The organism is Ruegeria arenilitoris, from assembly GCF_013030985.1.
GTDB classification, from domain to species: domain Bacteria; phylum Pseudomonadota; class Alphaproteobacteria; order Rhodobacterales; family Rhodobacteraceae; genus Ruegeria; species Ruegeria arenilitoris_B.
The window spans coordinates 108,720-132,341 of sequence record NZ_WPYP01000008.1; the positions used below are offsets into that span (position 1 = coordinate 108,720).

21 protein-coding genes are annotated in these 23,622 nt (G+C 62.3%); 16 read left to right on the forward strand and 5 right to left on the reverse strand.

Features of this window, described 5'->3' with window-relative positions:
* Nucleotides 1-68 precede the first annotated feature (68 nt).
* The 3 genes from GOX88_RS16275 to GOX88_RS16285 are packed head-to-tail and all read left to right on the forward strand — an operon-like array spanning nucleotide 69 to nucleotide 2,516.
* On the forward strand, nucleotides 69-875 hold the full coding sequence (locus tag GOX88_RS16275) for a thioesterase family protein (RefSeq protein WP_170404032.1): 807 nt from the start codon (nucleotides 69-71) through the stop codon (nucleotides 873-875).
* A gap of 28 nt (nucleotides 876-903) precedes the next feature.
* Entirely contained in the window at nucleotides 904-1,596 is a 693-nt protein-coding gene (locus tag GOX88_RS16280; RefSeq protein WP_367648083.1) for a DUF1007 family protein, read from the forward strand.
* A complete protein-coding gene (locus GOX88_RS16285) occupies nucleotides 1,581-2,516 on the forward strand; it encodes a nickel/cobalt transporter (RefSeq protein WP_170404035.1) in 936 nt (311 codons plus the stop codon). The genes GOX88_RS16280 and GOX88_RS16285 overlap by 16 nt, the downstream gene beginning before the upstream one ends.
* Here GOX88_RS16285 and truA read toward each other — a convergent pair.
* Nucleotides 2,513-3,280, reverse strand: a complete 768-nt coding sequence (truA, locus tag GOX88_RS16290; RefSeq protein ID WP_170404038.1) for a tRNA pseudouridine(38-40) synthase TruA — start codon at nucleotides 3,278-3,280, stop codon at nucleotides 2,513-2,515. The genes GOX88_RS16285 and truA overlap by 4 nt on opposite strands.
* Before the next feature lie 107 nt (nucleotides 3,281-3,387).
* Here truA and GOX88_RS16295 point away from each other — a divergent pair, with 107 nt between their 5' ends.
* The 10 genes from GOX88_RS16295 (at nucleotide 3,388) to GOX88_RS16340 (ending at nucleotide 15,813) form a co-directional block, all read left to right on the forward strand.
* Nucleotides 3,388-4,800, forward strand: coding sequence for a YcjX family protein (locus GOX88_RS16295; protein ID WP_170404041.1), 1,413 nt, complete (start codon nucleotides 3,388-3,390; stop codon nucleotides 4,798-4,800).
* Nucleotides 4,797-5,252, forward strand: coding sequence for a GNAT family N-acetyltransferase (locus tag GOX88_RS16300; RefSeq protein ID WP_170404044.1), 456 nt, complete (start codon nucleotides 4,797-4,799; stop codon nucleotides 5,250-5,252). The genes GOX88_RS16295 and GOX88_RS16300 overlap by 4 nt, the downstream gene beginning before the upstream one ends.
* Complete coding sequence (locus tag GOX88_RS16305) at nucleotides 5,245-6,234, forward strand: YcjF family protein (protein WP_170404047.1); 990 nt, start codon at nucleotides 5,245-5,247, stop codon at nucleotides 6,232-6,234. Before GOX88_RS16300 ends, GOX88_RS16305 begins: the two co-directional genes overlap by 8 nt.
* A gap of 54 nt (nucleotides 6,235-6,288) precedes the next feature.
* Nucleotides 6,289-6,999, forward strand: a complete 711-nt coding sequence (locus tag GOX88_RS16310) for a VIT1/CCC1 transporter family protein (RefSeq protein WP_170404050.1) — start codon at nucleotides 6,289-6,291, stop codon at nucleotides 6,997-6,999.
* A 93-nt stretch (nucleotides 7,000-7,092) separates the two neighbouring features.
* Nucleotides 7,093-8,400, forward strand: a complete 1,308-nt coding sequence (locus GOX88_RS16315) for an SDR family oxidoreductase (RefSeq protein WP_174826147.1) — start codon at nucleotides 7,093-7,095, stop codon at nucleotides 8,398-8,400.
* Nucleotides 8,400-8,879: a DUF2269 family protein gene (locus GOX88_RS16320; RefSeq protein ID WP_170404052.1), complete on the forward strand. Its 480-nt coding sequence runs from the start codon at nucleotides 8,400-8,402 to the stop codon at nucleotides 8,877-8,879. The genes GOX88_RS16315 and GOX88_RS16320 overlap by 1 nt, the downstream gene beginning before the upstream one ends.
* Nucleotides 8,880-8,971: 92 nt before the next feature.
* Entirely contained in the window at nucleotides 8,972-11,665 is a 2,694-nt protein-coding gene (locus GOX88_RS16325; protein ID WP_170404056.1) for a DUF2339 domain-containing protein, read from the forward strand.
* Nucleotides 11,666-11,829: 164 nt separating this feature from the next.
* Nucleotides 11,830-14,742: an isoleucine--tRNA ligase gene (gene ileS, locus GOX88_RS16330; RefSeq protein WP_170404059.1), complete on the forward strand. Its 2,913-nt coding sequence runs from the start codon at nucleotides 11,830-11,832 to the stop codon at nucleotides 14,740-14,742.
* Nucleotides 14,743-14,813: 71 nt separating this feature from the next.
* Nucleotides 14,814-15,269 carry a methylated-DNA--[protein]-cysteine S-methyltransferase gene (locus tag GOX88_RS16335; protein ID WP_170404062.1) on the forward strand — a complete coding sequence of 152 codons (456 nt, stop codon included), beginning with the start codon at nucleotides 14,814-14,816 and terminating at the stop codon, nucleotides 15,267-15,269.
* 76 nt (nucleotides 15,270-15,345) lie between these two features.
* Entirely contained in the window at nucleotides 15,346-15,813 is a 468-nt protein-coding gene (locus GOX88_RS16340; RefSeq protein WP_170404065.1) for a hypothetical protein, read from the forward strand.
* On the opposite strand, the gene GOX88_RS16345 is transcribed toward GOX88_RS16340, so the two are convergent.
* From GOX88_RS16345 to fsa, 4 genes are all read right to left on the reverse strand, one after another.
* Nucleotides 15,798-16,511 carry a CDP-alcohol phosphatidyltransferase family protein gene (locus GOX88_RS16345; protein WP_170404068.1) on the reverse strand — a complete coding sequence of 238 codons (714 nt, stop codon included), beginning with the start codon at nucleotides 16,509-16,511 and terminating at the stop codon, nucleotides 15,798-15,800. The genes GOX88_RS16340 and GOX88_RS16345 overlap by 16 nt on opposite strands.
* 83 nt (nucleotides 16,512-16,594) lie before the next feature.
* A complete protein-coding gene (locus GOX88_RS16350; RefSeq protein WP_170404071.1) occupies nucleotides 16,595-17,515 on the reverse strand; it encodes a tyrosine recombinase XerC in 921 nt (306 codons plus the stop codon).
* Nucleotides 17,512-18,219 (reverse strand): DUF484 family protein, encoded by a 708-nt coding sequence (locus tag GOX88_RS16355; RefSeq protein ID WP_170404074.1) that lies wholly within the window; start codon nucleotides 18,217-18,219, stop codon nucleotides 17,512-17,514. The genes GOX88_RS16350 and GOX88_RS16355 overlap by 4 nt, the downstream gene beginning before the upstream one ends.
* Nucleotides 18,220-18,416: 197 nt before the next feature.
* Entirely contained in the window at nucleotides 18,417-19,070 is a 654-nt protein-coding gene (gene fsa, locus GOX88_RS16360) for a fructose-6-phosphate aldolase (protein ID WP_170404077.1), read from the reverse strand.
* A gap of 90 nt (nucleotides 19,071-19,160) precedes the next feature.
* Here fsa and GOX88_RS16365 point away from each other — a divergent pair, with 90 nt between their 5' ends.
* The 3 genes from GOX88_RS16365 to GOX88_RS16375 all read left to right on the forward strand — a co-directional run bounded on the left by GOX88_RS16365 (nucleotide 19,161) and on the right by GOX88_RS16375 (nucleotide 23,613).
* Entirely contained in the window at nucleotides 19,161-21,356 is a 2,196-nt protein-coding gene (locus GOX88_RS16365; protein ID WP_170404080.1) for a primosomal protein N', read from the forward strand.
* 79 nt (nucleotides 21,357-21,435) lie between these two features.
* Nucleotides 21,436-22,668, forward strand: a complete 1,233-nt coding sequence (locus GOX88_RS16370; RefSeq protein ID WP_170404082.1) for an MFS transporter — start codon at nucleotides 21,436-21,438, stop codon at nucleotides 22,666-22,668.
* A 66-nt stretch (nucleotides 22,669-22,734) separates the two neighbouring features.
* A complete protein-coding gene (locus tag GOX88_RS16375) occupies nucleotides 22,735-23,613 on the forward strand; it encodes a 50S ribosomal protein L11 methyltransferase (protein ID WP_170404085.1) in 879 nt (292 codons plus the stop codon).
* Nucleotides 23,614-23,622 lie beyond the last annotated feature (9 nt).

Below are 23,622 nucleotides of genomic sequence, written 5' to 3' on the forward strand. Positions count from 1 at the left end.
GTCATTCTCGGGCCGAAGGTAAAGCCCGGTTTTGGGATCGGGTCAGTAGAAATTGTTTGAGGCAGTCCATGAGCGGGACATCAGAACAAAGCCGGCAGGCTTATTTCCAATTGCGCGACGACGGCGCCTTTGTCGGCAATGATCCGGCGCGCGGCCCGTGGTCTGCCGATCACTGCCACGCGGGGCCGGTCAGCGGCCTGATCGTGCGCGCGGCGGAAACCGAGGTCGGCCCCGAGAAGATGTTGACCCGCCTGACGGTCGACCTGCTGCGGCCGCAGCCGTTGGCGGGGCTGCGGGTGGCCGCGGAAACCACGCGCCACACCAAGACGTTGGCGACCACGCGGGTCACGGTGCACGATCTGGACGACAGGCTCTGCGCCACGGCTACGACGATGCATCTGGCGCGGCGCGATCTGGGGCCGGTTCCGAATGTGGCGGTGGCTCCGCCCCGGTTGGAAGACGCGGTGATTGGCCCGTTCCCGATCGGCGAGGTGCGCCATGATCTGCCCGGCTTCGCCAATCACTCTGACGTGTTGTATCCGAAAGGCGGCAACCAAGGGGCGGGCCCCAAGACGGTGTGGATGCGCGTTCCTGCGTTGCTCGAGGGTGAGGAGCCGTCGCCGATCCAGGCGCTGTGCCCGCTGGCCGATTGTGGCAACGGCATCTCGTGGAACGCACCGACGCGCGAGATGGGGTTCATGAACACCGACCTGACCGTCCAGATCCATCGGGAGCCGGTTTCGGACTGGCTGGCCTCAGAGTCGGTCAGCCATTGGCAGTCCTCGGGGATCGGGATGTCGCAATCGGTACTGTATGACACCGAGGGCCCGGTGGGCACGGCCCTGCAGACAATTATTCTGTTCCCACCCGCCTGATTTGTTGGCCGGTTTCTGCACGCCACCTGTGAAACGCATTGCCGGGCAGGGGCCGAACCCCTATCTTTCGCCCATGCGTTGGATCGTCCCCCTTTTGACCTGCTGCCTGCCGATCCCGGCGATGGCGCACCCGCATGTCTTCATCGACACCGGGTTGGAGTTCATCGTGGACGACTCTGGCCAGCTGACGCATGTGCGCGTGACCTGGGTCTATGATGAGTTCTATTCGTTGCTGGTCCTTGAAGACATGAAGCTGGATCAGGATGCGGACGGTGCTCTGACGGACAGCGAACAGGGTTTTCTGGCCGGTTTCGATGCGCAATGGGTGGAAGGGTACAACGGTGATCTGGTCGTGTTGGCGGACGGTTCTCAGGTCACCTTGTCCGGCCCGCTGGAGCCGCAGGCCACCACCGAGGACGGGCGCATTGTTTCGTCCCATCTGCGCGCCGTCGAAGGCGGTGCGGTGCCCGCCGCCGCGCTCACGGTGAAAGCGTATGACGAAACCTACTACACCGCCTACGAGGTTACCCGCCCGGTGACAGTGACCGGCCCGGCGTCTTGCCAGATCAGCCGGGTTGACCCCGACATCGACGGCCAACTGGCCCAGATGCAGGCCTTTCTGTTGACGCTGGATGCCGATTACGATCTTGAGGAAAACGATATCCCGCTGGTCGGGGAAAGCTTTGCTACCGAGATTTTCGTTTCATGTCCAAATACCTGATTGTTCCGGTTGCCATCGCCATTGCGCTGCTGCTGTGGTTCTGGGGCAGCGGCGGCTTTGACAGTCTTGCCGCCTGGGCCGCAGGTGAGCAGCGCGAGTTTCAGAACCAGATCGCCCGCGCCCTGCGTGCCGCCCGCGCCGAACAGCCCGAGGCGGTTGCAACCCTGCTGACGGTCTGTTTCGCCTATGGCTTCTTCCATGCGATTGGCCCGGGCCACGGCAAGGTGCTGATCGGAGGCTACGGGCTGGGTCGCCGCGTCGCCTTCTGGCGCCTGTCCGCAATCAGCGTGCTGTCCAGTCTGGGGCAGGCGGTGACGGCCGTTGTGCTGGTTTACGCCGGGGTCCTGATCTTTCAGATGTCGCGCGAAAGCCTTGTGGGCACGACTGAGCAGGTCATGGCGCCGATCAGCTATGCTGCCATTGCTGCGATTGGCCTTTGGCTGGTGATCCGGTCTGTTCGCAGCTTTGCACGGCGGCATCGGACCAAAACCGCGCATCGCCACCATGACCATCATGACCACGACCACCATCATCATGATCACGATGATGGTGTTTGTTCCGATTGCGGCCATCGCCACGGCCCAACAGCCGAGGAAGTGGCTCAGGTCGGCAGCCTGCGCGAGGCCATGCTGCTGATCGCGGGCATTGCCGCGCGGCCCTGTACCGGAGCTCTGTTCGTGCTGATCCTGACATGGCAGATGGGCATTGCAATGGTCGGCATCGCGGGCGCCTTTGCGATGGCTTTGGGCACGGCGACGGTAACGACTCTGGTTGGCTGGACCTCGTTTGGTCTGCGCGGAGGGTTGTTGGCGTCTGCTTCGGCCACGCGATTTGCCTCGGTGCTGGCGCCGACCATCGAACTGGTGGCGGGGCTCATCATCGTCGTGATCGCCAGCGGGTTGTTGATGCGCGCGATCTAGTCGAACACCGGTTCCGGATACCCAACCCGCGCCAGATACAGGCCTTGCGGTGGGCATACAGGCCCGCAGGCGGCCCGATCCACAGCTTCCAACGCATCCCGCACATCCTCGGGCGTCCATGCGCCGGCGCCGACACGCTCTAGCGTTCCCACGAAACTGCGCACCTGATTGTGCAGGAACGACCGCGCCCGAACGTGGAAATGCACCTCGGGGCCGGAAAAGCCTTCAACCTGCTCCACCCGCAGCTCGTCCAGCGTTTTGACCGGGCTGGCGGCCTGACATATCGAGGACCGGAAGGTGGTGAAATCATGGCGTCCGATCAGCATATCCGCCCCGGCCTGCATCGCATCGACGTCCAGCCGGTGGTTGATCCGCCAGACCTGCCCGGCGTCATGGGTCGCAGGGGCGCGGCGCATCAGAATGCGGAACAGGTATTGCCGCTCCAGCGCTGAAAACCGGGCGTGCCAGTCGTCATCCACGCGCGCGGCCTTCACGATGGCCACCGGTTGCGGTTTGAGGTGATAGTTCAACGCCTCAGACAGGCGGAACGGGTCCCACTCCTTGACCAGATCGCAATGGGCGACCTGACCCAGCGCATGAACGCCTGCGTCGGTGCGACCGGCGGCTGCGATGGTGTGATCGCCGGGCTGAATGCGCGACAGCGCCTGTTCGATCGCCCCCTGAACCGATGGCAATTCTTTTTGCCGCTGCCATCCGGCAAACGGTTCCCCTTGGTATTCGACTTTCAGCGCGTATCTGGGCATGGGCCGCTGGTAACGTGCTGCGCAAAAAGGGGCAAGGGCGGGAAAGCTCTGGCAAGTGCCGAGACCTCTACCTATCTTGAGCGAAACGATAAAAGCGGGGCGACAGTTTGGTCATCTCATCCTTGGCAGACAGTCTTGTGCGCGGCGTCGAAAGCGTGGGTGATCGCGTGTCCGAGACATTGTTCGAGCCGGTCATACGTCTGGGCGTCACCGGTCTGGCGCGGTCGGGCAAGACGGTGTTCATCACCTCTCTGGTCGCGAACCTGCTGGACCGGGGGCGGATGCCCGGGCTGGTTGCGCAGCAGGAGGGGCGGATCAACACCGCCTATCTGCAACCGCAGCCTGACGATACCGTGCCCCGGTTCGACTATGAAAACCATCTGGCCGCGCTGACCGGCCCGCAACCGCACTGGCCCGACAGTACCCGCGCCGTGTCGGAACTGCGCCTGTCGTTCAAGGCCCGCCCTTCGGGTCTGCTTTCCGGCCTGCAGGGGCCGCGGACCATCCATCTGGATATCGTCGACTATCCCGGCGAATGGCTGCTGGATCTGGCGCTATTGGACAAATCCTATGAGGTCTGGTCGGCGGAGACGCTGGAACGCATCGCTGGCCGGGCCGAGGCCGCGCCGTATCTCGCGCAGGCCAAGGCAGCTGAACCTGCGGAAAAACATGATGAACCCACGGCGCAGGCCCTGGCGAAAACCTTCGCAGCCTATCTGAGCGCCGCACGGGGGGCCGGGTTCTATGACTGCACGCCGGGGCGGTTTCTGCTGCCGGGTGATCTGGCAGGATCACCCGTGCTTACATTTGCGCCTCTGCCGGTGGACGGTCATGCGCCGCGGCGCAGCCTGCACCGGGAAATGGCGCGTCGGTACGAGGCGTACAAGGCGCAGGTGGTGAAACCGTTCTTTCGCGATCACTTCTCCCGCATCGACCGACAAGTGGTTCTGGTCGATGCGCTGGGCGCGATCCACAAAGGCCCTCAGGCGGTCGAGGATATGCGCCGGGCGATGGCCGACATCCTTGCGGCCTTCCGTCCGGGGCGCAACGCGTGGCTTACTCAGTTGCTGTTGGGCAAACGGGTCGAGCGTATCCTGTTCGCGGCTACCAAGGCCGATCACCTGCACCACACGCAACATCCTCGCCTCACACACATCATGGAGGCTCTGACCCGCGACGCCCGCGACCGCGCCAGCTTTGCCGGGGCGGAAACGGCGGCGTTGTCGCTGGCGGCGTTGCGGGCGACGACCGAGGAAATTCGCACTCATAACGGGACTGACTTGCCCTGCGTGCGCGGCACCTTACTGGACGGCAAGCAGGCGGCATTTTACCCCGGCGAACTACCTGACGACCCGGCGCACCTGCTGGGACCGGCCCGCAACGGGGCAGAAAGCTGGCTGGGTGAAGAATATGGCTTCATGGCCTTCGCACCCGCGCATCTGACTCTGCGCCCCGGCGATGGCCCGCCGCATATCCGGCTGGACCGCGCCGCGCAGTTCCTGATCGGAGACCGCCTGTGACCGTCACCCTCCGCCCCGCCCGCAGCACGGATGCCGGTAGTATCGGAGAGATCCTGCACGGCTTTGCGCGCGAAAACGACTGGATGCCTGAACTGCATTCCCGTGCCGAAACCATCGCCTTTTGCGGTTGGATGATCGACCAGAACTGGGTCACTGTCGCTGAAACCGACGCGGGCGTTGTGGGGTTTCTGGCGCTCAAGGGAACGGAAATTCACTCTCTCTATCTTACACCCGCAGTATGTGGCCGGGGGATTGGTCAATGCTTGCTGGAACAGGCAAAGTCTGATCAAGCCGAGCTATCGTTGTATGCGTTTCAGGCCAATCGGGGGGCATGTCGGTTCTACGAACGCAACGGTTTCGCCGAGGTCGCCCGCAGCGACGGGTCCGGTAATGATGAAAACCTGCCGGACATCAAATATGTCTGGCACAGGGAAAGGACGGCTGATGGCTAAAGGTCCGGTACTGATCGATCTGGACGCGGAAGAACCCGCAGCCGACGTGGCGCAGGCCCCGCCGGTGCCCGACATTGCCCCGCCACAAGGGCAGGCGATGCAGACGGCGGCACGGCTGGCAGCGCGGAAACCCTCGGCCTTGTCGCGGTGGTTCTGGGGGCTGGCGCTGGCGGTGATCGGCGCCGTGGTCTCGGTTGCCGCCTGGGATTTCGTCAATTCACTGCTGCTGCGCGCGCCGATCTTGGGTTGGGTCGTGACGGGGTTGATTGGGGCGCTTGTTCTGGTTGCTCTGATCATCGCCGTGCGGGAACTGGCAGCTATTGGGCGGCTGTCCCGTGTGGATGGAATGCGCCATGCTGCCGATGTCGCACTGGCCGAGGGTGATCTGGCGCAGGCCCGCGCGGTGACCAACCGCCTGATCGCGTTCTACAAAGGGCGCGACGAAACCCAATGGGGCCGCGACCGGCTGGCCGAGCGGATGGGCGAACAGTTCGACGCCTCAACCCTGCTGACTCTGGCCGAAGACGAATTGCTGGCCCCTCTGGACGCCGCTGCCAGCCGCGAGGTTGAGGCCGCCGCCCGGCAGGTCGCGACGGTGACCGCGCTGGTGCCGTTGGCGCTGGCCGATGTTGTGACGGCGCTTGCGGCCTCGTTGCGGATGATCCGCCGTGTGGCCGAGATATATGGCGGACGCGCCGGGTTTCTTGGCAGTTGGCGCCTGACACGGGCGGTATTCGTGCATCTGGTGGCAACCGGGGCCGTAGCCGTAGGCGACGACCTGCTGGAGCCGATTCTTGGCGGATCGGTCCTCAGCAAACTGTCACGCAGATTTGGTGAGGGGCTGGTAAACGGCGCACTCAGCGCGCGGGTTGGCGTGGCCGCGATGGAGGTCTGCCGTCCATTGCCGTTTTCCGACCGGCATCAACCGTCGACGCGCGGGATGATTAAGCGGGCGCTCAGCGGGTTGTTTTCCAAAACTTGACCTGACGCAAAGTCCACCAGCCCGCTGGCGTGCATAACAAAGCCGGAGCCAGCCATGACCGACCACGGACACAGCCAGCAGGAAATCGCCGCGCGGATCAATGCGCCGCCCGGTCGGGGTGTGCTGCGCGATGTGGTCTATGGCGGCATTGATGGATCTGTGACCACCTTTGCCATCGTGGCCGGAGTTGCGGGTGCGGGGCTGTCGCCCTTTATCATTGTCGCCTTGGGGTTGGCCAACGTGCTGGCGGACGGGTTCTCCATGGCCGCCGGAAATTACTCGGGCACCAAGGCCGAGCTGGATAACATCCGCCGTATCAGGGCTATCGAAGAACGTCATATCGATCTTTACCCCGACGGAGAGCGCCGCGAGGTGCGTGAGATTCTGGCGCAGAAAGGCCTGTCGGGCCGCGTGTTAGACGAGGCGACAGATGCGATCACCGCCAACCACGAAAACTGGATCAACCTGATGGTCGAGGGCGAATACGGGCTGGGCAGCGTCGACCCCCATCCGTTCAAGGCCGCGATGGCCACCTTCATAGCGTTCCTCGTTGCCGGTATGGTGCCGCTGCTGCCGTTCCTTCTGTCGCTCGATCAGGCCTTTGTCATCTCGGCCTGCATGACCATGGGCGTTTTCTTCGCCATCGGAGCATTCAAAAGCCGCTGGTCTCTGGCCCCGTGGTGGCGATCCGGGCTCGAGACTTTTTTGATCGGCGGGGCTGCGGCGTTGATCGCCTATCTTGTTGGGTCTCTGTTCCACCCCTGACGGCCAAGATTGTCGCAGTGGGGCGCATATGGCTGGTCAATCCGCGGCCAGCAGTTAGGCTGCCGTAAACAGGTTCAGGTGATTGAGTGACCATTGCAGATTGCAGGTAAAAACGTTCTTGTTTTAGGGGCTTATGGCTTTATAGGCGCCGCTGTCACGCGGTCGCTGCGGGCTGAGGGCGCGCGTGTTTCAGCCTTTGTGCGCAGCGGGAAGGCGGGGATGTGGGTTCTTGGTGATATTCCGCAGATACAGGGCGATTTGCGGGCCTGTTTACGGCCCGAAGATTGGGATAGCCACCTGCAGGGTATTGATTGCGTCGTAAACTGCGCGGGCGCGTTGCAGGATGGTCCGGCCGATGATCTTGAGGCCGTGCATCACGTCGCCATTGCTGCCTTGGGCCAGGCATGTGCCGAAAAAGACATCGCCGTGGTCCAGATTTCGGCCATCGGGGCCGAAACCGATGCCGATACCGATTTCATGCGCACCAAGGCCGCCGGGGATGCGGCGTTGCGGGCAAGCGGCGCTCGGTTGTGGATACTCAAGCCCGGGCTGGTGATCGGGCAATCGGATTATGGCGGCACCGCGCTGTTGCGGATGCTGACGGCGGTACCTTTGGTGCAGCCCATCGCATATCCCGACACGCCCGTTCAATGCGTCGGGATGCCGGACCTGTGCCGCGCCGTTTCATTGGCTGTGGCGCAGGACTTGCCGCAGGGGACCTATGATCTGGTCGAGGACACTCCGGCCTCGTTGTCCCAAGTGCTGGCAGAGACCCGTAAATGGATGGGGTTCCCGACTGCGCGGGTCACGGCGGTAGTGCCAGAGGTGATGACCGGCTTGATCTCGACCTGCGCGGATGGGCTGGGGCATTTAGGGTGGCGCTCGCCCCTGCGCAGTAATGCGATGACAGTGATGGCAGACGGAGTGGTGGGCGACCCGGAACCCTACCGTTCGGCAACAGGACAGTCGCTGGCCAGCTTACCACAGGTCTATGCGGGTCTGACCTGTTCGCGCGAGCATCGGCTGACCGCGCGGATGTCGCTGCTGATGCCTGCGGTTGTCGCGATGCTCAGCCTGTTCTGGCTGCTGTCTGGCCTGATCGGATTGATCAGCATCTCCGATGCCGCGTCTGTTTTGAGCGATGCCGGGTGGGGCATGGCTATGGCCGTTGCCAGCGTCCTGTTCTGGTCCTTCGTTGATATCGCATTGGGCCTTGCGATCCTCTGGCGGCCCTGGGCGGCTAGGGCTTGCCTTGCCCAGATTACCGTTGCCCTGATTTACCTGCTGGCCGCCAGTTTCACGGCGCCGGGCCTTTGGCTCGACCCGCTCGGCCCGTTGATGAAGATCCTGCCGGCGATGACGCTCTCGCTTGTCGCCTGGCCCCTGTTGCAGAGCCGCTGATGGACCCGGACCTGATTCTGCGTTGGCTGCACATCATCGGAGCCTGCGTCCTGTTGGGCACCGGCGCAGGGATCGCGTTTTTCATGCTGATCGCGCACCGCTCGGGAGATGCCCGATTTATAGCGCAGACCGCCGGAGTGGTGGTTCTGGCCGATCTGCTGTTCACGACAACGGCCGTTATTGCCCAGCCCATAACCGGGGGTCTGCTGGCATGGCGGCTGGGCTGGCCCCTGACCGAGGGGTGGGTACTGGCTTCGCTGATGCTTTACGCGGTGGCCGGGGTGTTCTGGCTGCCGGTCGTTTGGATACAAGTGCGAATGCGCGGGCTGGCGCAGGCGGCGGCTGACAGCGGCGTACCCTTGCCGCAGGTCTATCACCGTCTGTTCCGCATCTGGTTCGCCTGCGGGTTTCCGGCTTTTGCGGCGGTGCTGGCCATCCTTTGGTTGATGATCGCGCGCCCGACGATCGGGTGGATTTAGCTCTGAGCTTTTCAATCAAACCTCCGGGATTTCTGACTGTTGCCCGCTGCGTGCCTCGGGTAGCTTGGCGTTGAAACCACCCGGAGAGCCCATTGGAATCCCTGCTTGTTCTTGTCGGATTGATCGTGTTGGCCATACCGGTGGCCATCGTTGTTCTGCTTGTCGGTCACACGCGTCTGCGCCGCCGGGTCGAACAGCTTGAACTGCAACTCCGCGCGCTGGGCGGAGATGTACCCGAGGCGCGCGCTGTGCCAGCCCGGCCCGAGCCGCGCAAACCGACCGAGAAACCGGACAAGCCGCCGAAGCCCGCGCCGTGGTCCAAGGCTCAAACACCTCGGCCCGCTGCCGAGCAGTCCCCGCCTGCCGCCGTTGTGTTTCGCGAGGATCGGTTTGCTGCCCTCTCGACCTGGTTGCGGGAGAACTGGTTTTACGCGGTGTCGGCCCTGTCGCTGGCGCTGGCGGGGATATTTCTGGTTCAATACGGCGTCGAAAACGGGTTGCTGCCACCGTCTGCGCGCGTGATTGCCGCGTTGCTATTCGGTGCGGCGCTGATCGTGGCTGGCGAAGTGATCCGCCGCAGGTATGGCGATGACGAGTCCTCGGCCACCGCCTATTTGCCCTCGGTCTTCTCCGGAGCCGGTCTGGTCACCCTGTTCGGAGGCATTCTGGCCGCAAGGCAGCTCTATGACCTGATCGGCCCCGAGACCGCGCTGGCTGCGATGGTTGTTGTCGCGCTGTTGGGGTTGGTTTTGGGGTGGTTTCACGGCCCCTTGTTGGCCGCCGTTGGTTTGATCGGAGCCTTTTCGGCCCCCTTCGTCGTTGGCGGAACCTCAGAGGACCCAAGCTGGCTATACGCCTATTTCTTCGTGATCGCTGTTTTGGGGCTTGGGATCGACACGGTGCGGCGCTGGGCGTGGATCTCGGTTCTGACCCTGTTTGGCGCGTATACCGCTTGCCTGTTGCTGGTGCTGTCCTCGCCCTTGACTGAACCGGATTACCTGATCTGCGTCACGGCGCTGGCGGTGGTAGCCATTGCCATTCCGGTCCGGCGGATCTGGCCGGATCATGGCGGTGCGATGATCAGCCAGATCATAGGGCGCAAAAAGGGAGATGCATGGCCTGAGTTCCCGACACGGCTGGGTTTTGGTGCAGTTGCCGTGAGCTCCGCCATTCTGTCGGTGCACTGGGCCGACAGCCCGGCGGAGTTCTGGCTGGGCGTTACCTTGCTGGCGGGGCTGACACTTGGATTGATGCTGTGGGGCAGCCGGGCAGAGGCCCTGAAGGACGCAACCGCGCTGCCTGCGCTTGGCCTGGTCTGGTTCGTTCTGGTGCATGGCTGGGAAAACGGCATCGTGCTGCGCCTGTTCGCCGAAACCTATGCCGAAACCGCCGAAGCAGATTACCCGTGGGTGGTCACGATCCTGATCATGCTGGGCGCGGTGATTTCAGTCACCGCAGCGTGGCGCTCGATGCAGGCGCGCACATTCCCGGCGGTCTGGGCCGGTGCAGCTGCTGTCTTTGCACCCGCCTTGGCCATCGCGCTTGAGGTTGGCTGGCACCCCGCGACGGTCATCGGAGCCTACCCGTGGGCGCTGCATGGCATCGCCTTGGGCGTGCTGATGGTCATCTTTGCCGAGCGCTTTGCGCGCGTTGATGGCGACAAACGGATGCGCGCGTCTCTGGCGACGCTTTCGGCGCTGTCCTGTTTGACCTTTGCCTGTGTCATCGTCCTCAGTTCAGCGGCGCTGACTGTTGCGTTGGTTGCGATGATTGTCGTGGCCGCCGCGCTGGATCGCAAGTTCACCCTGCCTCCGTTGAGCTGGTTCATTTGGGCCGGAGTGTTCACGGTCACGGTGCGGCTGGTGCTGAACCCGGGTCTCGACTGGGCGAGCACGGCTCCGGTGGTTGAGATGGCGTTGGTTTATAGCACGGCCACTGTCGGGTTCCTGATCGGGTGGCTGCTGATCCGGCCATTGGACCGCCCCGTGGCGACGCTGCTGTTGGAAAGTGCCGCTTGGGCGACCGGGGGCATCTTGTTGTCGCTGCTGTTGGAGCGCTGGCTGCAGAGTTTTGGCGAGGGCAACGCCACCAACAGCCACTGGGGGCTGGGTCTGCTTGCGCTCATTTGGCTGCTGCTGGCCTTTGCACAGGTGCAGCGGTTCGAACTGGGCGGCAAGCTGAACTATGCCCGCTATCTTTTGGCCGCGTTCTTTGCCGGGCATGGCCTATTCCGGCTGGCACAGGCGCTGGCCGAGGCGAACCCGCTGCTCAGCACGGTTGCGCCACCAGTTCTGGGGCCGCCGGTGTTGAACACACTGGCGGTGGCGTACCTGTTGCCTGCACTGGCCATCGGGTTCTCGGTCTGGCGTATCCACGCGACGCCGCTCTGGCTGAAGCGCGCCAGCTGGGGGCTGAGCAGTGTGCTGGCGGCGGTCTGGCTGGGATTGACGATCCGTCACATCTGGCAGGGTGCCGCGGGGATGTATGAGGGCAACGGCGTGACCCAGCCCGAGCTTTACACATATACCATGGCCCTGCTGGTGATCGGGGCAGCACTGTTCTACCAGTCGCTTGCGCGCCGATCCGACCTGATGCGCAAGGCAGGTCTGGGGGTGATCGGGCTGGCCGTGGCCAAGGTGTTCCTGATCGACATTGCCGGGCTGGGTGGCCTGATCCGGGTGTTCTCGCTGCTGGCTCTGGGGCTTGCACTGGCGGGTCTGGCGTGGCTCAACCGCTGGGCCAAGCTGCGCCATTCGCCGCAAGGGGCGGAACCTCTGGACCATTAGGCGCGGGCGTCCTATAAGCGCGGCCATGTATGACCGGACGGCCATCATTATTCGAATTATATCCCCGGCGCTCTGACCCTCTGAGACGCCGGGCAAAGGTGTTTGAGACTTCGCACCGACCGCTTCGATCCTAGTACGACCAGATCATCCAAAGGACGCCCCCAATGTGCGCCGACACGATCCAAACACCTGATTACAAAGACACGCTGAACCTGCCCAAAACCGAATTCCCCATGCGCGCCGGCCTGCCCAAGCGCGAACCCGCATGGCTGGAACGTTGGGAGACCATCGGCGTCTATGACCGCCTGCGAGAAAAAGAGGGCCGCACGCCCTTTACCCTGCACGATGGCCCCCCCTACGCGAACGGCCACCTGCATATCGGCCACGCGCTGAACAAGACCATCAAGGACATGATCGTGCGCAGCCATCAGATGATGGGATTCGACGCGCGCTATGTGCCCGGTTGGGACTGCCACGGTCTGCCCATCGAATGGAAGATCGAAGAGCAGTACCGCAAGAAGGGCAAGAACAAGGACGAGGTGAACGTCGTCGACTTCCGTCAGGAATGCCGCAAGTTCGCCGAGGGCTGGATCGACATCCAGCGCGAAGAGTTCAAGCGTCTTGGCATCACCGGCAACTGGGCCGATCCCTATATCACCATGGACTATCACGCCGAAGCCGTGATCGCCGACGAGTTCATGAAGTTCCTGATGAACGGCACGCTTTATCAGGGCTCGAAGCCCGTGATGTGGTCGCCCATCGAAAAGACCGCTCTGGCCGAGGCCGAGGTCGAGTATCACGACAAGGAAAGCTTCACCATCTGGGTGAAGTTCAAGGTCGTGAACTCGGGCGATCTGGACGACGCGTTTGTTGTGATCTGGACGACGACCCCATGGACGATGCCGTCGAACAAGGCTGTCGTTTTTGGCAAGGATATCTCTTACGGCCTGTACGAAGTCACTGGTGCGCCGGACGAATGCTGGGCCAATGTGGGCGACAAGTTCCTGCTGGCCGATAATCTGGCTGCTGATGTTCTGGGCCGCGCGCGTCTGAACGATGACCAGTGGACCCGCGTTCGTGATGTGACCACCGATGAGCTGGCGGGCGTGCAACTGACCCACCCGCTGGCTGGCGCCGAGGGCGGCAATGGCGAATGGGATGACATCCGTGATTTCCGTGCCGCTGATTTCGTGACCGACACCGAAGGCACCGGATTTGTCCACTGTGCCCCGTCGCATGGTATGGAAGAATTCGAACTGTATCGTGACCTGGGCATGCTGGAACAGGTCATCACCTACAACGTGATGGATGATGGCGGCTTCCGCGCCGATCTGCCGTTCTTCGGCGGCAAGTACATCCTGTCCCGCAAGGGCGGTGAGGGTGACGCAAACAAGGCCGTCATCGACAAGCTGGTCGAGGTCGGCGGTCTGCTGGCGCGTGGCAAGATCAAGCACAGCTATCCGCATTCGTGGCGCTCGAAGGCTCCGATCATCTACCGCAACACGCCGCAGTGGTTTGCCTCCGTGGACCGCAAGCTGAACGACGGTATGGGCGAGATGGGGGATACCATCCGCGAACGCGCCCTGCGGTCCATCGACGAGCTGGTGAAATGGACCCCGCAGACGGGCCGGAACCGCCTGTATTCCATGATCGAAGCCCGCCCGGACTGGGTTCTGTCGCGCCAGCGCGCCTGGGGCGTGCCGCTGACCTGCTTCACCAAGAAAGGGGCTTTGCCCACCGACGCGGATTACCTGCTGCGCAACGAAGACCTGAACGCCCGCATCAAGGCAGCGTTCGAGGAAAAAGGCGCGGATATCTGGTACACCGACGGCTTCAAAGAAAAGATCCTCGACGGCATCGCCAACCCGGACGACTACGATCAGGTGTTCGACGTGCTGGATGTGTGGTTCGACTCCGGCTCGACCCATGCCTTTGTTCTGCGTGATCGTGAGGATGGCACCGAAGACGGCATCGCCGACGTCTACATGGAAGGCACCGACCAGCACCGCGGTTGGTTCCATTCGTCGATGCTGCAGGCCTGTGGCACCAAGGGCCGTGCGCCTTACCGCAACGTGGTGACCCACGGCTTTACGCTGGATGCCAAGGGCAACAAGATGTCCAAGTCGCTGGGCAACACCATCGTGCCGGAAGAGGTCGTCAAGCAATACGGCGCCGATATCCTGCGCCTGTGGGTGGCTCAGACCGACTACACCGCCGACCAGCGGATCGGGCCGGAGATCCTGAAAGGCACCGCCGACAGCTATCGCCGCCTGCGCAACACCATGCGATTCATGCTGGGTTCGCTGGCCGATTTCACCGAGGCCGACCGCGTCGCGCCCGAGGAAATGCCGCGTCTGGAACGTTGGGTCCTTAGCCGTCTGGCCGATCTGGATGAACAGGTCCGCAAGGGCTATGCCGCGTTCGATTTCCAGGGCGTGTTCAGCGCCGTCTTTACCTTTGCCACGGTCGATCTGTCGTCGTTCTATTTCGACGTCCGCAAGGACGCGCTGTATTGCGACGGCGACAGCCTGCGCCGCCGTGCGGCCCGTACCGTGCTGGATATCCTCTTCCACCGCCTGACCACTTGGTTGGCCCCGGTTCTGGTCTTTACCATGGAGGAGGTCTGGCTGGAGCGGTTCCCGGGCGACGACAGCTCGGTTCATCTGGTGGATTTCCCGGAAACGCCCGCCGACTGGCGCAACGAAGTGATGGAAGCCTACATGGCCAAGGTGCGCCGCGTCCGCCGTGCCGTAACCGCCGCGCTGGAAATCCAGCGTCAGGACAAGGTGATCGGTTCCAGCCTCGAGGCTGCGCCGATCGTGCATGTCGAGGATCAGGAAACCCGCGACCTGCTGGCGACCTTTGACGTGGACGACATGTGCATCACCTCTGGCCTGACTGTCACTGGCGACCCAGCCCCGGCCGAGGCGTTCCGTGTGCCGGAAATCGAAGGTGTCGCGGTGGTGTTCGAAAAGGCCGAGGGGGAAAAGTGCCAGCGTTGCTGGAAAATCCTGCCCGATGTGGGCCGCCACGCCCACGAAGGCGTCTGCGGACGCTGCGACGAGGCGCTGAGCTAAGATCCAACCCCCGGCCCAACCGCCGGGGGTTTTTCGTTGCGTAGGGCGAGGCGATCTGAAACCCTGCACCCATGCCGATGATTGCCGTAGAAACTCAGTTTGGTTGCCTTGGAGTCGAAGAGACTGATGGCGCCATCACGCGCCTTGTGTGGGATGGTCGGAACGAAGGTCCTGAGACGCCTTTGTTGCAGGAAGCTGCCGCGCAGCTGACGGCCTATGATCAGGGTCGGCTTGAGCGATTTGATCTGCCTTACCACGTCGCCGGGTCAAAGTTTCAGCAGCAGGTCTGTGATCTGATGTACGCCATCCCGCTGGGCGAAACCCGCACCTATGGCGATATCGCCAAAGAGCTTGGGCAGCCCCCTCAGCCCGTGGGGCAGGCTTGCGGTGCCAATCCGATCCCGGTCATCATCCCCTGTCACCGGGTGTTGGCGGCCAATGGTCTGGGCGGGTTTTCCGGCGATGGCGGGGTCGAGACCAAGGTTGCTCTGCTGCGCCATGAACGGGCGGCAGGCCTGCTGATCTGACAAGCGGAATTCTATTGCAATCCGGTTGCTTGAGGCCCAATTTGTATCAGATAGAGTATTCAAAGGACCGCATTGAATGACCGCCCAATCAGACCTGGCCGCCCGTAAAAAGGTCATTATTGACCGCCTGATGTCGCTGGAAGAGCAGGAACTTGCCACCGCGCAAGCCCATTACGACGCGTTTTTGAAGGATTCTCAACTGGATGACCGGGAAGGGCATGACAAGGACGATATCGCGGCCTCGCGCGAGAATGCGGATCTGGCGGCGGCTTTTGATGCCCCTGTGCACGCCCATCACGCCAAGATCGACGTGATCGAAAACACCGATTTCAGCCTGACCGACACGGTGCAGCCCGGTGCGGTGGTCAAGTTCAACAATCGCCGCTTTGTGGTCTGCGTCTCGACTACGCGGTTCGATGTTGACGGCAAGACCTATATGGGGATCTCAACCCAAAGCCCGATCTACCTGTCGATGGTGGGCCTGCAAGAGGGTGATGTCTTCACCCATAACGGGACTGAGTTCGAGGTTCAGGAAGTCCTGTAATCTGCGCTTTTGCGCTGCGGTATGATCTGCTGCGCAATTCCCGCTGACACCAGATAGAGGCTGGTGATCACCAGACCCCAATGCGCCCAGCTTTCGGGATGGAAATCGACCCATGCAGCCCAGCCTGCAAAGAAAGTCCAGGCAAAGGCCATGGGCAGCGACACGGCGCGCCAACGCTCGGTGCGGACGGGGTGAATGAACTTCAACGGCAGGAACATCGCCAGCGACAGCAGCGACACCAGCAGCAGGATGATCCAGAAATTAGGCTCTAGCGCGAAAATCACGATCACGAACATGTTCCAGCAGCCGGGAAAGCCGGAAAAGGAGTTGTCCTTTGTTTTCATGCGCGTATCGGCAAAATACATGGCGCTGGCAAAGGTGATGACAATGATGGCGAACCAGCCGGTCCAGCCGTCCATCAATCCGGATTTGAACAGCGCATAGGCCGGGATAAACACATAGGTCAGATAGTCGATGATCAGATCCAGCAGCACACCATCAAACTCGGGCGCGTTCTTCTTGACGTGGTAGTGGCGGGCCAGGGGGCCGTCGATGCCGTCCACGATGAACGAGACCACCAGCCACAGATACATCAGGCTCCATTTTTCTTCGACAGCGGCCAACATGGCCAGCATTGCGAACACAGCGCCGGTGGCGGTGAACAGATGGACGAAAAGCGCTTTGAATCTGACGGTCATGCAGGTGTCATGACCGATGCGTTCGTCAGATGCAAACCAAAAGCCGGGTTAGAGGGATTGCCCGACGTCGCGATGCGAAGACGTCACGCTTTGGGGTGGGCGCGGTTATAGACCTCCATCAACCGAGCCGTGTCGACGGCCGTGTAGGTCTGAGTGGTCGAGAGCGACGCGTGCCCCAGCAGCTCCTGAATGGCACGCAGGTCGCCCCCGGCGGACAGCAGATGGGTGGCAAAGCTGTGCCGCAGAGCGTGGGGCGTGGCCGTTGCGGGCAGACCGAGTTGCATCCGCGCCTTGGCCATCACGCCCTGAATGGCCCTTGGGTTCAGCGGGCCACCACGCACACCGCGGAACAGAGCCATATCCTTGGCCTGGGGATGCGGACACAGCCGAAGGTAATGATCCACCGCCGCGCGGGCGGCAGGCAGGACGGGTACGATCCGCTCTTTGTTGCCTTTGCCGACGATTCGCAGGGTCTCGGGCAGGGGAGCGTCGGCACAGGTCAGGGACAGGGCCTCGGAAATACGCAAGCCGCAGCCGTAAAGCAGTGTGACCACCGCCACGTCGCGGGCTGCGACCCAATCGTTGGCCGATTGCAGCTCGACCGTTTCGATCATGGCGCGTGCGGCGTCTTCGGTCAGCGGGCGGGGCAGTTTCTTGGTGAACTTGGGCGCGCGGATCGACAGGACGGCGGTGGGCTCGAACCCCTCCCGCTCGGACAGCCAGCGGTAGAAGCTTTTGACGGCCGAGAGTTTGCGCGCCAGTGACCGCGCGCCTACACCTGAAGCGCGCTGATCCGCCATCCATGCGCGCATGTCGGACACGGTGATCCGAGCCAACGCAGCCAGTCCCTGACGTTCGCTGTGATGCAGGGTCATGAAGGACAGGAAATCGGTGACATCCCCGCGATAGGCGGTCTGTGTGTTCTCGGATCGACCGGCCAGTGCCCCCAGACTGGCCAGCCAATGCTGTAGCGCATCGCGGCAAGCTGGGGAGATCAGGCTCACGACAGCCAGTGGCGCATCGAGCGTTCGAACACGCCAGCAAAGAAAGACAGAAGATCGGTGCCCAGTTGCGGGGTGAAGTGGTTGGCGTCCTTGGCCCCCATGACGATCATGCCGGGCAGGCGGCCTTCGCCCAGGTTCAACCTCAGGCAGGCCTCGGACCGAAGTTGACCGGCCATGGTGCCGAACACCCGGGGGTTGGCATGGGCAATCGGGCGCAGGACAACTTGCCGTGCGGGACCGCCACGGTCCTGACTGAGATAGGCATCGACGGCGCCGGGTTCGACCACGGTCAGAACACCGCCCAACTTTTCGATCGCGGGGTCTTCCTGCCGGACTGTGGTTTCCAGAACCAGCGTGATGTGGTCCACCCGCAGGATGTCGGCAATTTCACTGCCGAGTGTGCGCAGGAAATCCTCGAAATCGACGGGCTCCAGCAGGCGGAGGATGGCACGGTGCACCTGATTGGTGCCTGCGAGGTTTTCGTACGCCGCTGCGATGACCGAGCGGTGCGTGTCCTCGAGCCGATCCAGCCGCGCCTCGAGCCGCTGCATGGCGATGCCGCGCAGGTCGATGACGTTGTCCCCGCGCGCCTGTTCATTGGCGGCCACCAGCGCCTGCATCAGATCCTTGTCGTCCAGCACGGCGTCCGGCTCGGCCAGAATCGCGGCGCGGAGATTGTCCTTGAGTTTGGTGTTGCTGCTCATGTCCCGTCCGGTCTTTTTTTGTTGGCCGGCTTATAACACGGAATGCGACATTTGCCTTGGGAAAAATGCAGGCAAAAGTGGATTTCATGTGGGGATGTGTTGGAAAGGCTCCCGCCTGCAATGCCCTGATCAAAAGATCAGGTTTTGCAGTTGGGCCGGGCGCGGCGCCTGACGGCGCCGCGCGGGTGCGCTTGGTATCAGAGAATTTTTTGACCGGTCTTGGCCCAGTCGGCCAGGAAGGTTTCCAGGCCCTTATCGGTCAGCGGATGATCGGCCAGTTTCTTGATCACGGCGGGCGGGGCGGTGATCACGTCGGCACCAATGCGGGCGCTGTCGGTCACGTGGTTCACCGAGCGGATCGAGGCGGCGAGGATTTCGGTTTCGAACCCGTAATTGTCATAGACCTGACGGATATCGGCGATCAGGTCCATGCCATCCAGGTTGATGTCGTCCAGACGGCCGATGAAGGGTGAGATGAAGGTTGCACCTGCTTTGGCGGCCAGAATCGCCTGATTGGTCGAAAAACAAAGCGTTACGTTGACCATCTGGCCTTCGTCGCTGAGCGTTTTACACGTTTTCAGACCGGCCCATGTCAGCGGCACTTTCACCGCGATGTTGGGCGCGATCTTGGCCAGTTTGCGGCCTTCGGCGATCATGTCGTCGGCCTCGGTGGCGACCACTTCGGCGGACACAGGGCCATCGACCAGATCGCAGATCTCTTTGGTCACTTCCAGAATGTCGCGGCCCGATTTCAGGATCAGCGAAGGGTTGGTGGTTACGCCGTCCACCATGCCCAGATCGTTTAGTTCGGCGATGGCGTCGATCTCGGCGGTGTCTACGAAGAATTTCATGAGGGCAGTCCTTTGATGGGTTGGCCTTGGTCGCGGATGCCTTTACCTCAAAGAGACCCATGCTGAAACCCCCCGGACCAAGGATATGCGGTGAGCACCAAGGAGTATTTCGACCACGGTGAGTTGATGGCGGTGCTGACCACGCAGCCGCTGGACCGGACGCTGGATTACAAAGCGCCCGAGGGCGGGTGTTTTCTGGGTGCATTCGTTGAGGTCCCTTTGGGGCCGCGCAAGGTGCTGGGTGTTGTCTGGGGGCCGGGGCAGGGCGGTTTTGACATCAGCAAGGCGCGGTCGGTGATCCGGGTGCTTGAGGTCGCGCCGATGCGCGAGGAGATGCGTGTGTTCTTGGGTCGTGTGGCCGATTACACGTTGACGCCGATGCCCGCGATGCTACGGCTGGCGACCCGTGCGCCCGGCCTGGGTGATCCGCCGTCGATGCGCAAGATCTACCGTCTTGGGAGCGGCGAGCCGGACCGGATGACCGATGCGCGCACCCGCGTGCTTGAGGTGCTGCGGGACTATGGCGGGCTGGCCTTTACGTTGAAGGAACTGGCCGAGCAGGCGGGTGTGACCTCGTCTGTTGTGAAGGGGCTGGTGAAACAGGGCGCTGTGCGCGAAGAAGATAGTCCCCGTGACCTACCCTATCCACATCTGGACCCGGACCTGCCGGGCAAAGAACTGACCGAGGATCAGGCGGCTGCGGTTGCCAAGTTGCAGGCCGGACAGCGCACTGGTGACTATGGCACCACGCTATTGAAGGGTGTGACGGGTTCCGGGAAGACCGAGGTTTATCTGGAAGCGGTGGCCGAGGCAGTGCGGATGGGGCGTCAGGCTTTGGTGTTGCTGCCCGAGATTGCCCTCACGGCTGAATTTCTCACGCGGGTTGAAGCACGGTTCGGTGCGCGCCCGGCCGAGTGGCATTCCGGTGCAACCATGACCGAACGCCGTCGGGTCTGGCGGATGGTCGGACAGGGCGATGCGCAATTGGTCGTGGGCGCGCGGTCGGCTTTGTTTCTGCCGTTCCGCGATCTCGGTCTTGTGGTGGTCGATGAGGAACACGACACCTCGTACAAACAGGAAGACGGCGTGCATTACAGCGCCCGCGACATGGCGGTGCTGCGCGCGGCTATTTGTGGCGCTCGGGTGGTTCTGGCCAGCGCGACGCCCTCGCTGGAAAGCTGGGCCAATGCCGAAGCCGGCAAGTATGAGCGGCTCGACCTGACATCACGCTTTGGCGCGGCGGTCCTGCCCGAGATGAAGCCTATCGACATGCGGGCCGAGCAGATGCAGCCGGGAACCTGGATTTCCCCGTCTCTGCGCCAGGCGGTGCGGCAGCGGATCGAACGGGGCGAGCAATCGCTGCTGTTCATCAACCGTCGGGGCTATGCGCCGGTGACGCTGTGCCGAGCCTGTGGCGAGCAGATCGCCTGCGACCACTGCGATGCGCGAATGGTCGAACACCGGTTCCTGAAACGTTTGATGTGCCACCAATGCGGTGAGACCAAACCGATGCCCGACGCCTGCCCGTCTTGCGGGGTCGAAGGCAAGCTGGCTCCGGTCGGGCCGGGGATTGAACGGTTGGCGGAAGAAGCTGAGGCGACCTTTCCCGAGGCCAAGATCGCGATGCTCAGCTCCGATCTGTTTAGTTCGGCCCGAGCGTTGAAGGCCAAGATCGAAGAAATCGCCGAAGGCGACGCGGATATCGTCATCGGTACGCAACTGGTGGCCAAAGGACACAACTTTCCCAAACTGACGTTAGTCGGGGTGATTGACGCCGATCTAAGCTTACACGGCGCTGACCTGCGGGCTGCCGAACGGACATTCCAACTGATGCGGCAGGTCGCAGGGCGCGCTGGCCGGGCGGATAAGCCGGGGCAGGCGCTGTTGCAGACTTTTCAGCCAGAGCACCCGGTGATCCGGGCGATCCTGTCGGGCGATGAAGAGGGGTTCTGGAAGGCCGAGGCCGCCGGACGGCAGGCCGCCGGTGTCCCGCCCTATGGGCGTATGGCAGGGATAGTATTGTCGGGGCCAGAGGTTGGGCCGGTTTTCGATATTGGCAACGCTATGGCCCGCAATGATGGACCGCTGCGCGATATCGGCGCGCAGGTCTTTGGCCCGGCCCCTGCGCCGATTGCGCGTATCCGGGGGCGTCACCGTGTGCGCCTGTTGGTCAAGGCCCCCAAGGGCGCGCCCATTCAGGACGCCATCGCCCGCTGGATCGCCCCCCTGCGTCTGAAGGGTGACATCCGCCTGACCGTCGATATCGACCCACAGAACTTTTACTGACTCTGCGCCTGCGCAGAGCCAATGTGCGCCGCGTCCTTGGCCCTCGCCAAACCGCGAAAATAGGCGTAGAGGGAGTCCCATGCTGAAACCCATGCCGCTTACCGAGGCGCAGAGCCTGCCGTTCTGGCGCCGCCCCATCACGCTCTTGTTCGTGATGGCGCTGACCATGCCCATCGCCTTCAATGCGTGGAGCGCGCTGCTCAACAACTTCGTCATCGAGGTTGCCAATTTCGACGGCGCGGATATCGGCCTGCTGCACACGGTACGCGAGATTCCGGGCTTCTTGGCCGTTGGCGTGATCGCGGTGATCATTTTCGTCCGCGAGCAGGTGCTGGCGATGATTTCGCTGATGATGCTGGGCGTGGCGACGGCGGTGACCGCGTGGTTTCCCAGTCTGGGCGGGTTGCTTTTCGTGACCTTGTTCAGCTCGATCGGCTTTCACTATTACGAAACGGTGAACCAGTCGCTGCAGCTGCAATGGCTGCCTAAGGACCGCGCGCCACAGGTGCTGGGCTGGCTGGTGGCCATGGGATCGGCGGCCACGGCGGTCGTCTACGGCTTGATCGTGCTGACCTGGGATAGGTTTGATCTGTCCTACAATTTCGTGTTCATGGCCGCAGGAGGTGTGACGGCGTTGCTGGCGCTGTTCTGTCTGTTGGCCTATCCGCAATTCGACGCACCCACGCCGCAGACTAAAAAGCTGATACTACGCAAACGGTATTGGCTGTATTACGCGCTGCAATTCATGGCCGGCGCACGGCGGCAGATTTTCGTCGTCTTCGCAGGCTTCATGATGGTCGAGAAGTTCGGGTTCGAAGTGCATGAGCTGACCAGTCTCTACCTGATCAACCTTGTGATCAACATGGCAGCGGCTCCGATGCTGGGCAAAGCAGTGTCGATGTTTGGGGAACGCCGCACGTTGATTTTCGAATACACGGGTCTGGCCATCGTCTTTGCGGCCTATGGTGGCATCTATTGGTTTGGCTGGGGCGTTCTGCTGGCGGCGATCCTTTATGTGATCGACCACGTGCTGTTTGCTTTGGCGCTGGCGTTGAAAACTTATTTTCAGAAGATCGCCGACCCGGCAGATATCGCGCCAACCGCAGCAGTGGCTTTCACGATCAACCACATCGCGGCTGTCTTCCTGCCTGCGCTGCTGGGTTTGCTCTGGGTGGTGTCACCCGGTGCGGTCTTTGGACTGGCGACCGCAATGGCGCTGGTGTCGCTGGCCTTGTCGCTGCTTATCCCGCGCCACCCTGAACCGGGTAACGAGACCATCTTGTCGAAATACGCTCCGGCACCTGCGGAATAGGTGCAAATGCTTGACCTTGCCTACGTGTGGCCCTAGGCGCTGTCCCAACTGAGACAGGAGGCCCCCATGCCCACATTCACCGCGCTAACCACTCTGACCGGCAAGAAAGCTGCCGAAGGTCTGGGCGAAGCGATGGAGCGTCTGGACCCGGAGCCCACCGGCGTCGGCGTGTTCGAGGTCGAGGACGGTTCGGGCCTGTGGGAGGTCGGCGGCTATTTTACCGAAGCACCGGACGAAACTGCGCTGGCAGTTCTGGCCGTTGCGTTCGAGGCCAAGCCTTTTGTGGTCTCGGAACTGCCCGAAACCGACTGGGTCGCCCATGTGCGCCGCGAACTGGCCCCTGTCGAGGCAGGCCGGTTCTTTGTCTATGGCAGCCACGACGCCGATAAGCTGCCCGAAGGGTGTATTCCGCTGTTGATCGAGGCCGCGATGGCCTTTGGCACCGGCCACCACGGCACCACGCTGGGCTGCCTCAAGGCGTTGGATCACCTGCTGGATGACGGGTTTGCAGCGTCCAGAGTGGCCGATATCGGCTGCGGTACCGCAGTTCTGGCGATGGCCGCCGCGCGGGTCTGGGATGGCGACATCATCGCCAGTGATATCGATCAGGTTGCGGTGGATGTGGCCGAGGCCAACCTGAAGGCCAACGGCATGTCCGGTCAGGTGCATTGCGTCGAGGCCGCCGGATTCGATCATCCCGACCTACATTCGCACGCCCCGTATGACCTGATTTTTGCCAATATTCTCAAAGGTCCGCTGATCGCATTGTCCCCCGAAATCGCCGCGAATCTGCGGGACGGAGGATTTGCGATCCTGTCGGGAATCCTCAATGAGCAAGCCGATGATGTGATCTCGGTTTATTCACAAAACGCGCTCAATCTGGTCAAAAGAGATGAAATTGGTGAATGGACGACGCTAATTTTGAGAAAAAACGGCCTAAATTAGGCCATTTGC

Coding starts and splice junctions, on each gene's coding strand:
- GOX88_RS16275 (WP_170404032.1), top strand. CDS start 69: ATGAGCGGGACATCAGAACAAAGCCGGCAGGCTTATTTCCAATTGCGC.
- GOX88_RS16285 (WP_170404035.1), top strand. CDS start 1,581: ATGTCCAAATACCTGATTGTTCCGGTTGCCATCGCCATTGCGCTGCTG.
- truA (WP_170404038.1), bottom strand. CDS start 3,280: ATGCCCAGATACGCGCTGAAAGTCGAATACCAAGGGGAACCGTTTGCC.
- GOX88_RS16305 (WP_170404047.1), top strand. CDS start 5,245: ATGGCTAAAGGTCCGGTACTGATCGATCTGGACGCGGAAGAACCCGCA.
- GOX88_RS16310 (WP_170404050.1), top strand. CDS start 6,289: ATGACCGACCACGGACACAGCCAGCAGGAAATCGCCGCGCGGATCAAT.
- GOX88_RS16320 (WP_170404052.1), top strand. CDS start 8,400: ATGGACCCGGACCTGATTCTGCGTTGGCTGCACATCATCGGAGCCTGC.
- ileS (WP_170404059.1), top strand. CDS start 11,830: ATGTGCGCCGACACGATCCAAACACCTGATTACAAAGACACGCTGAAC.
- GOX88_RS16335 (WP_170404062.1), top strand. CDS start 14,814: ATGCCGATGATTGCCGTAGAAACTCAGTTTGGTTGCCTTGGAGTCGAA.
- GOX88_RS16340 (WP_170404065.1), top strand. CDS start 15,346: ATGACCGCCCAATCAGACCTGGCCGCCCGTAAAAAGGTCATTATTGAC.
- GOX88_RS16345 (WP_170404068.1), bottom strand. CDS start 16,511: ATGACCGTCAGATTCAAAGCGCTTTTCGTCCATCTGTTCACCGCCACC.
- GOX88_RS16355 (WP_170404074.1), bottom strand. CDS start 18,219: ATGAGCAGCAACACCAAACTCAAGGACAATCTCCGCGCCGCGATTCTG.
- fsa (WP_170404077.1), bottom strand. CDS start 19,070: ATGAAATTCTTCGTAGACACCGCCGAGATCGACGCCATCGCCGAACTA.
- GOX88_RS16370 (WP_170404082.1), top strand. CDS start 21,436: ATGCTGAAACCCATGCCGCTTACCGAGGCGCAGAGCCTGCCGTTCTGG.
- GOX88_RS16375 (WP_170404085.1), top strand. CDS start 22,735: ATGCCCACATTCACCGCGCTAACCACTCTGACCGGCAAGAAAGCTGCC.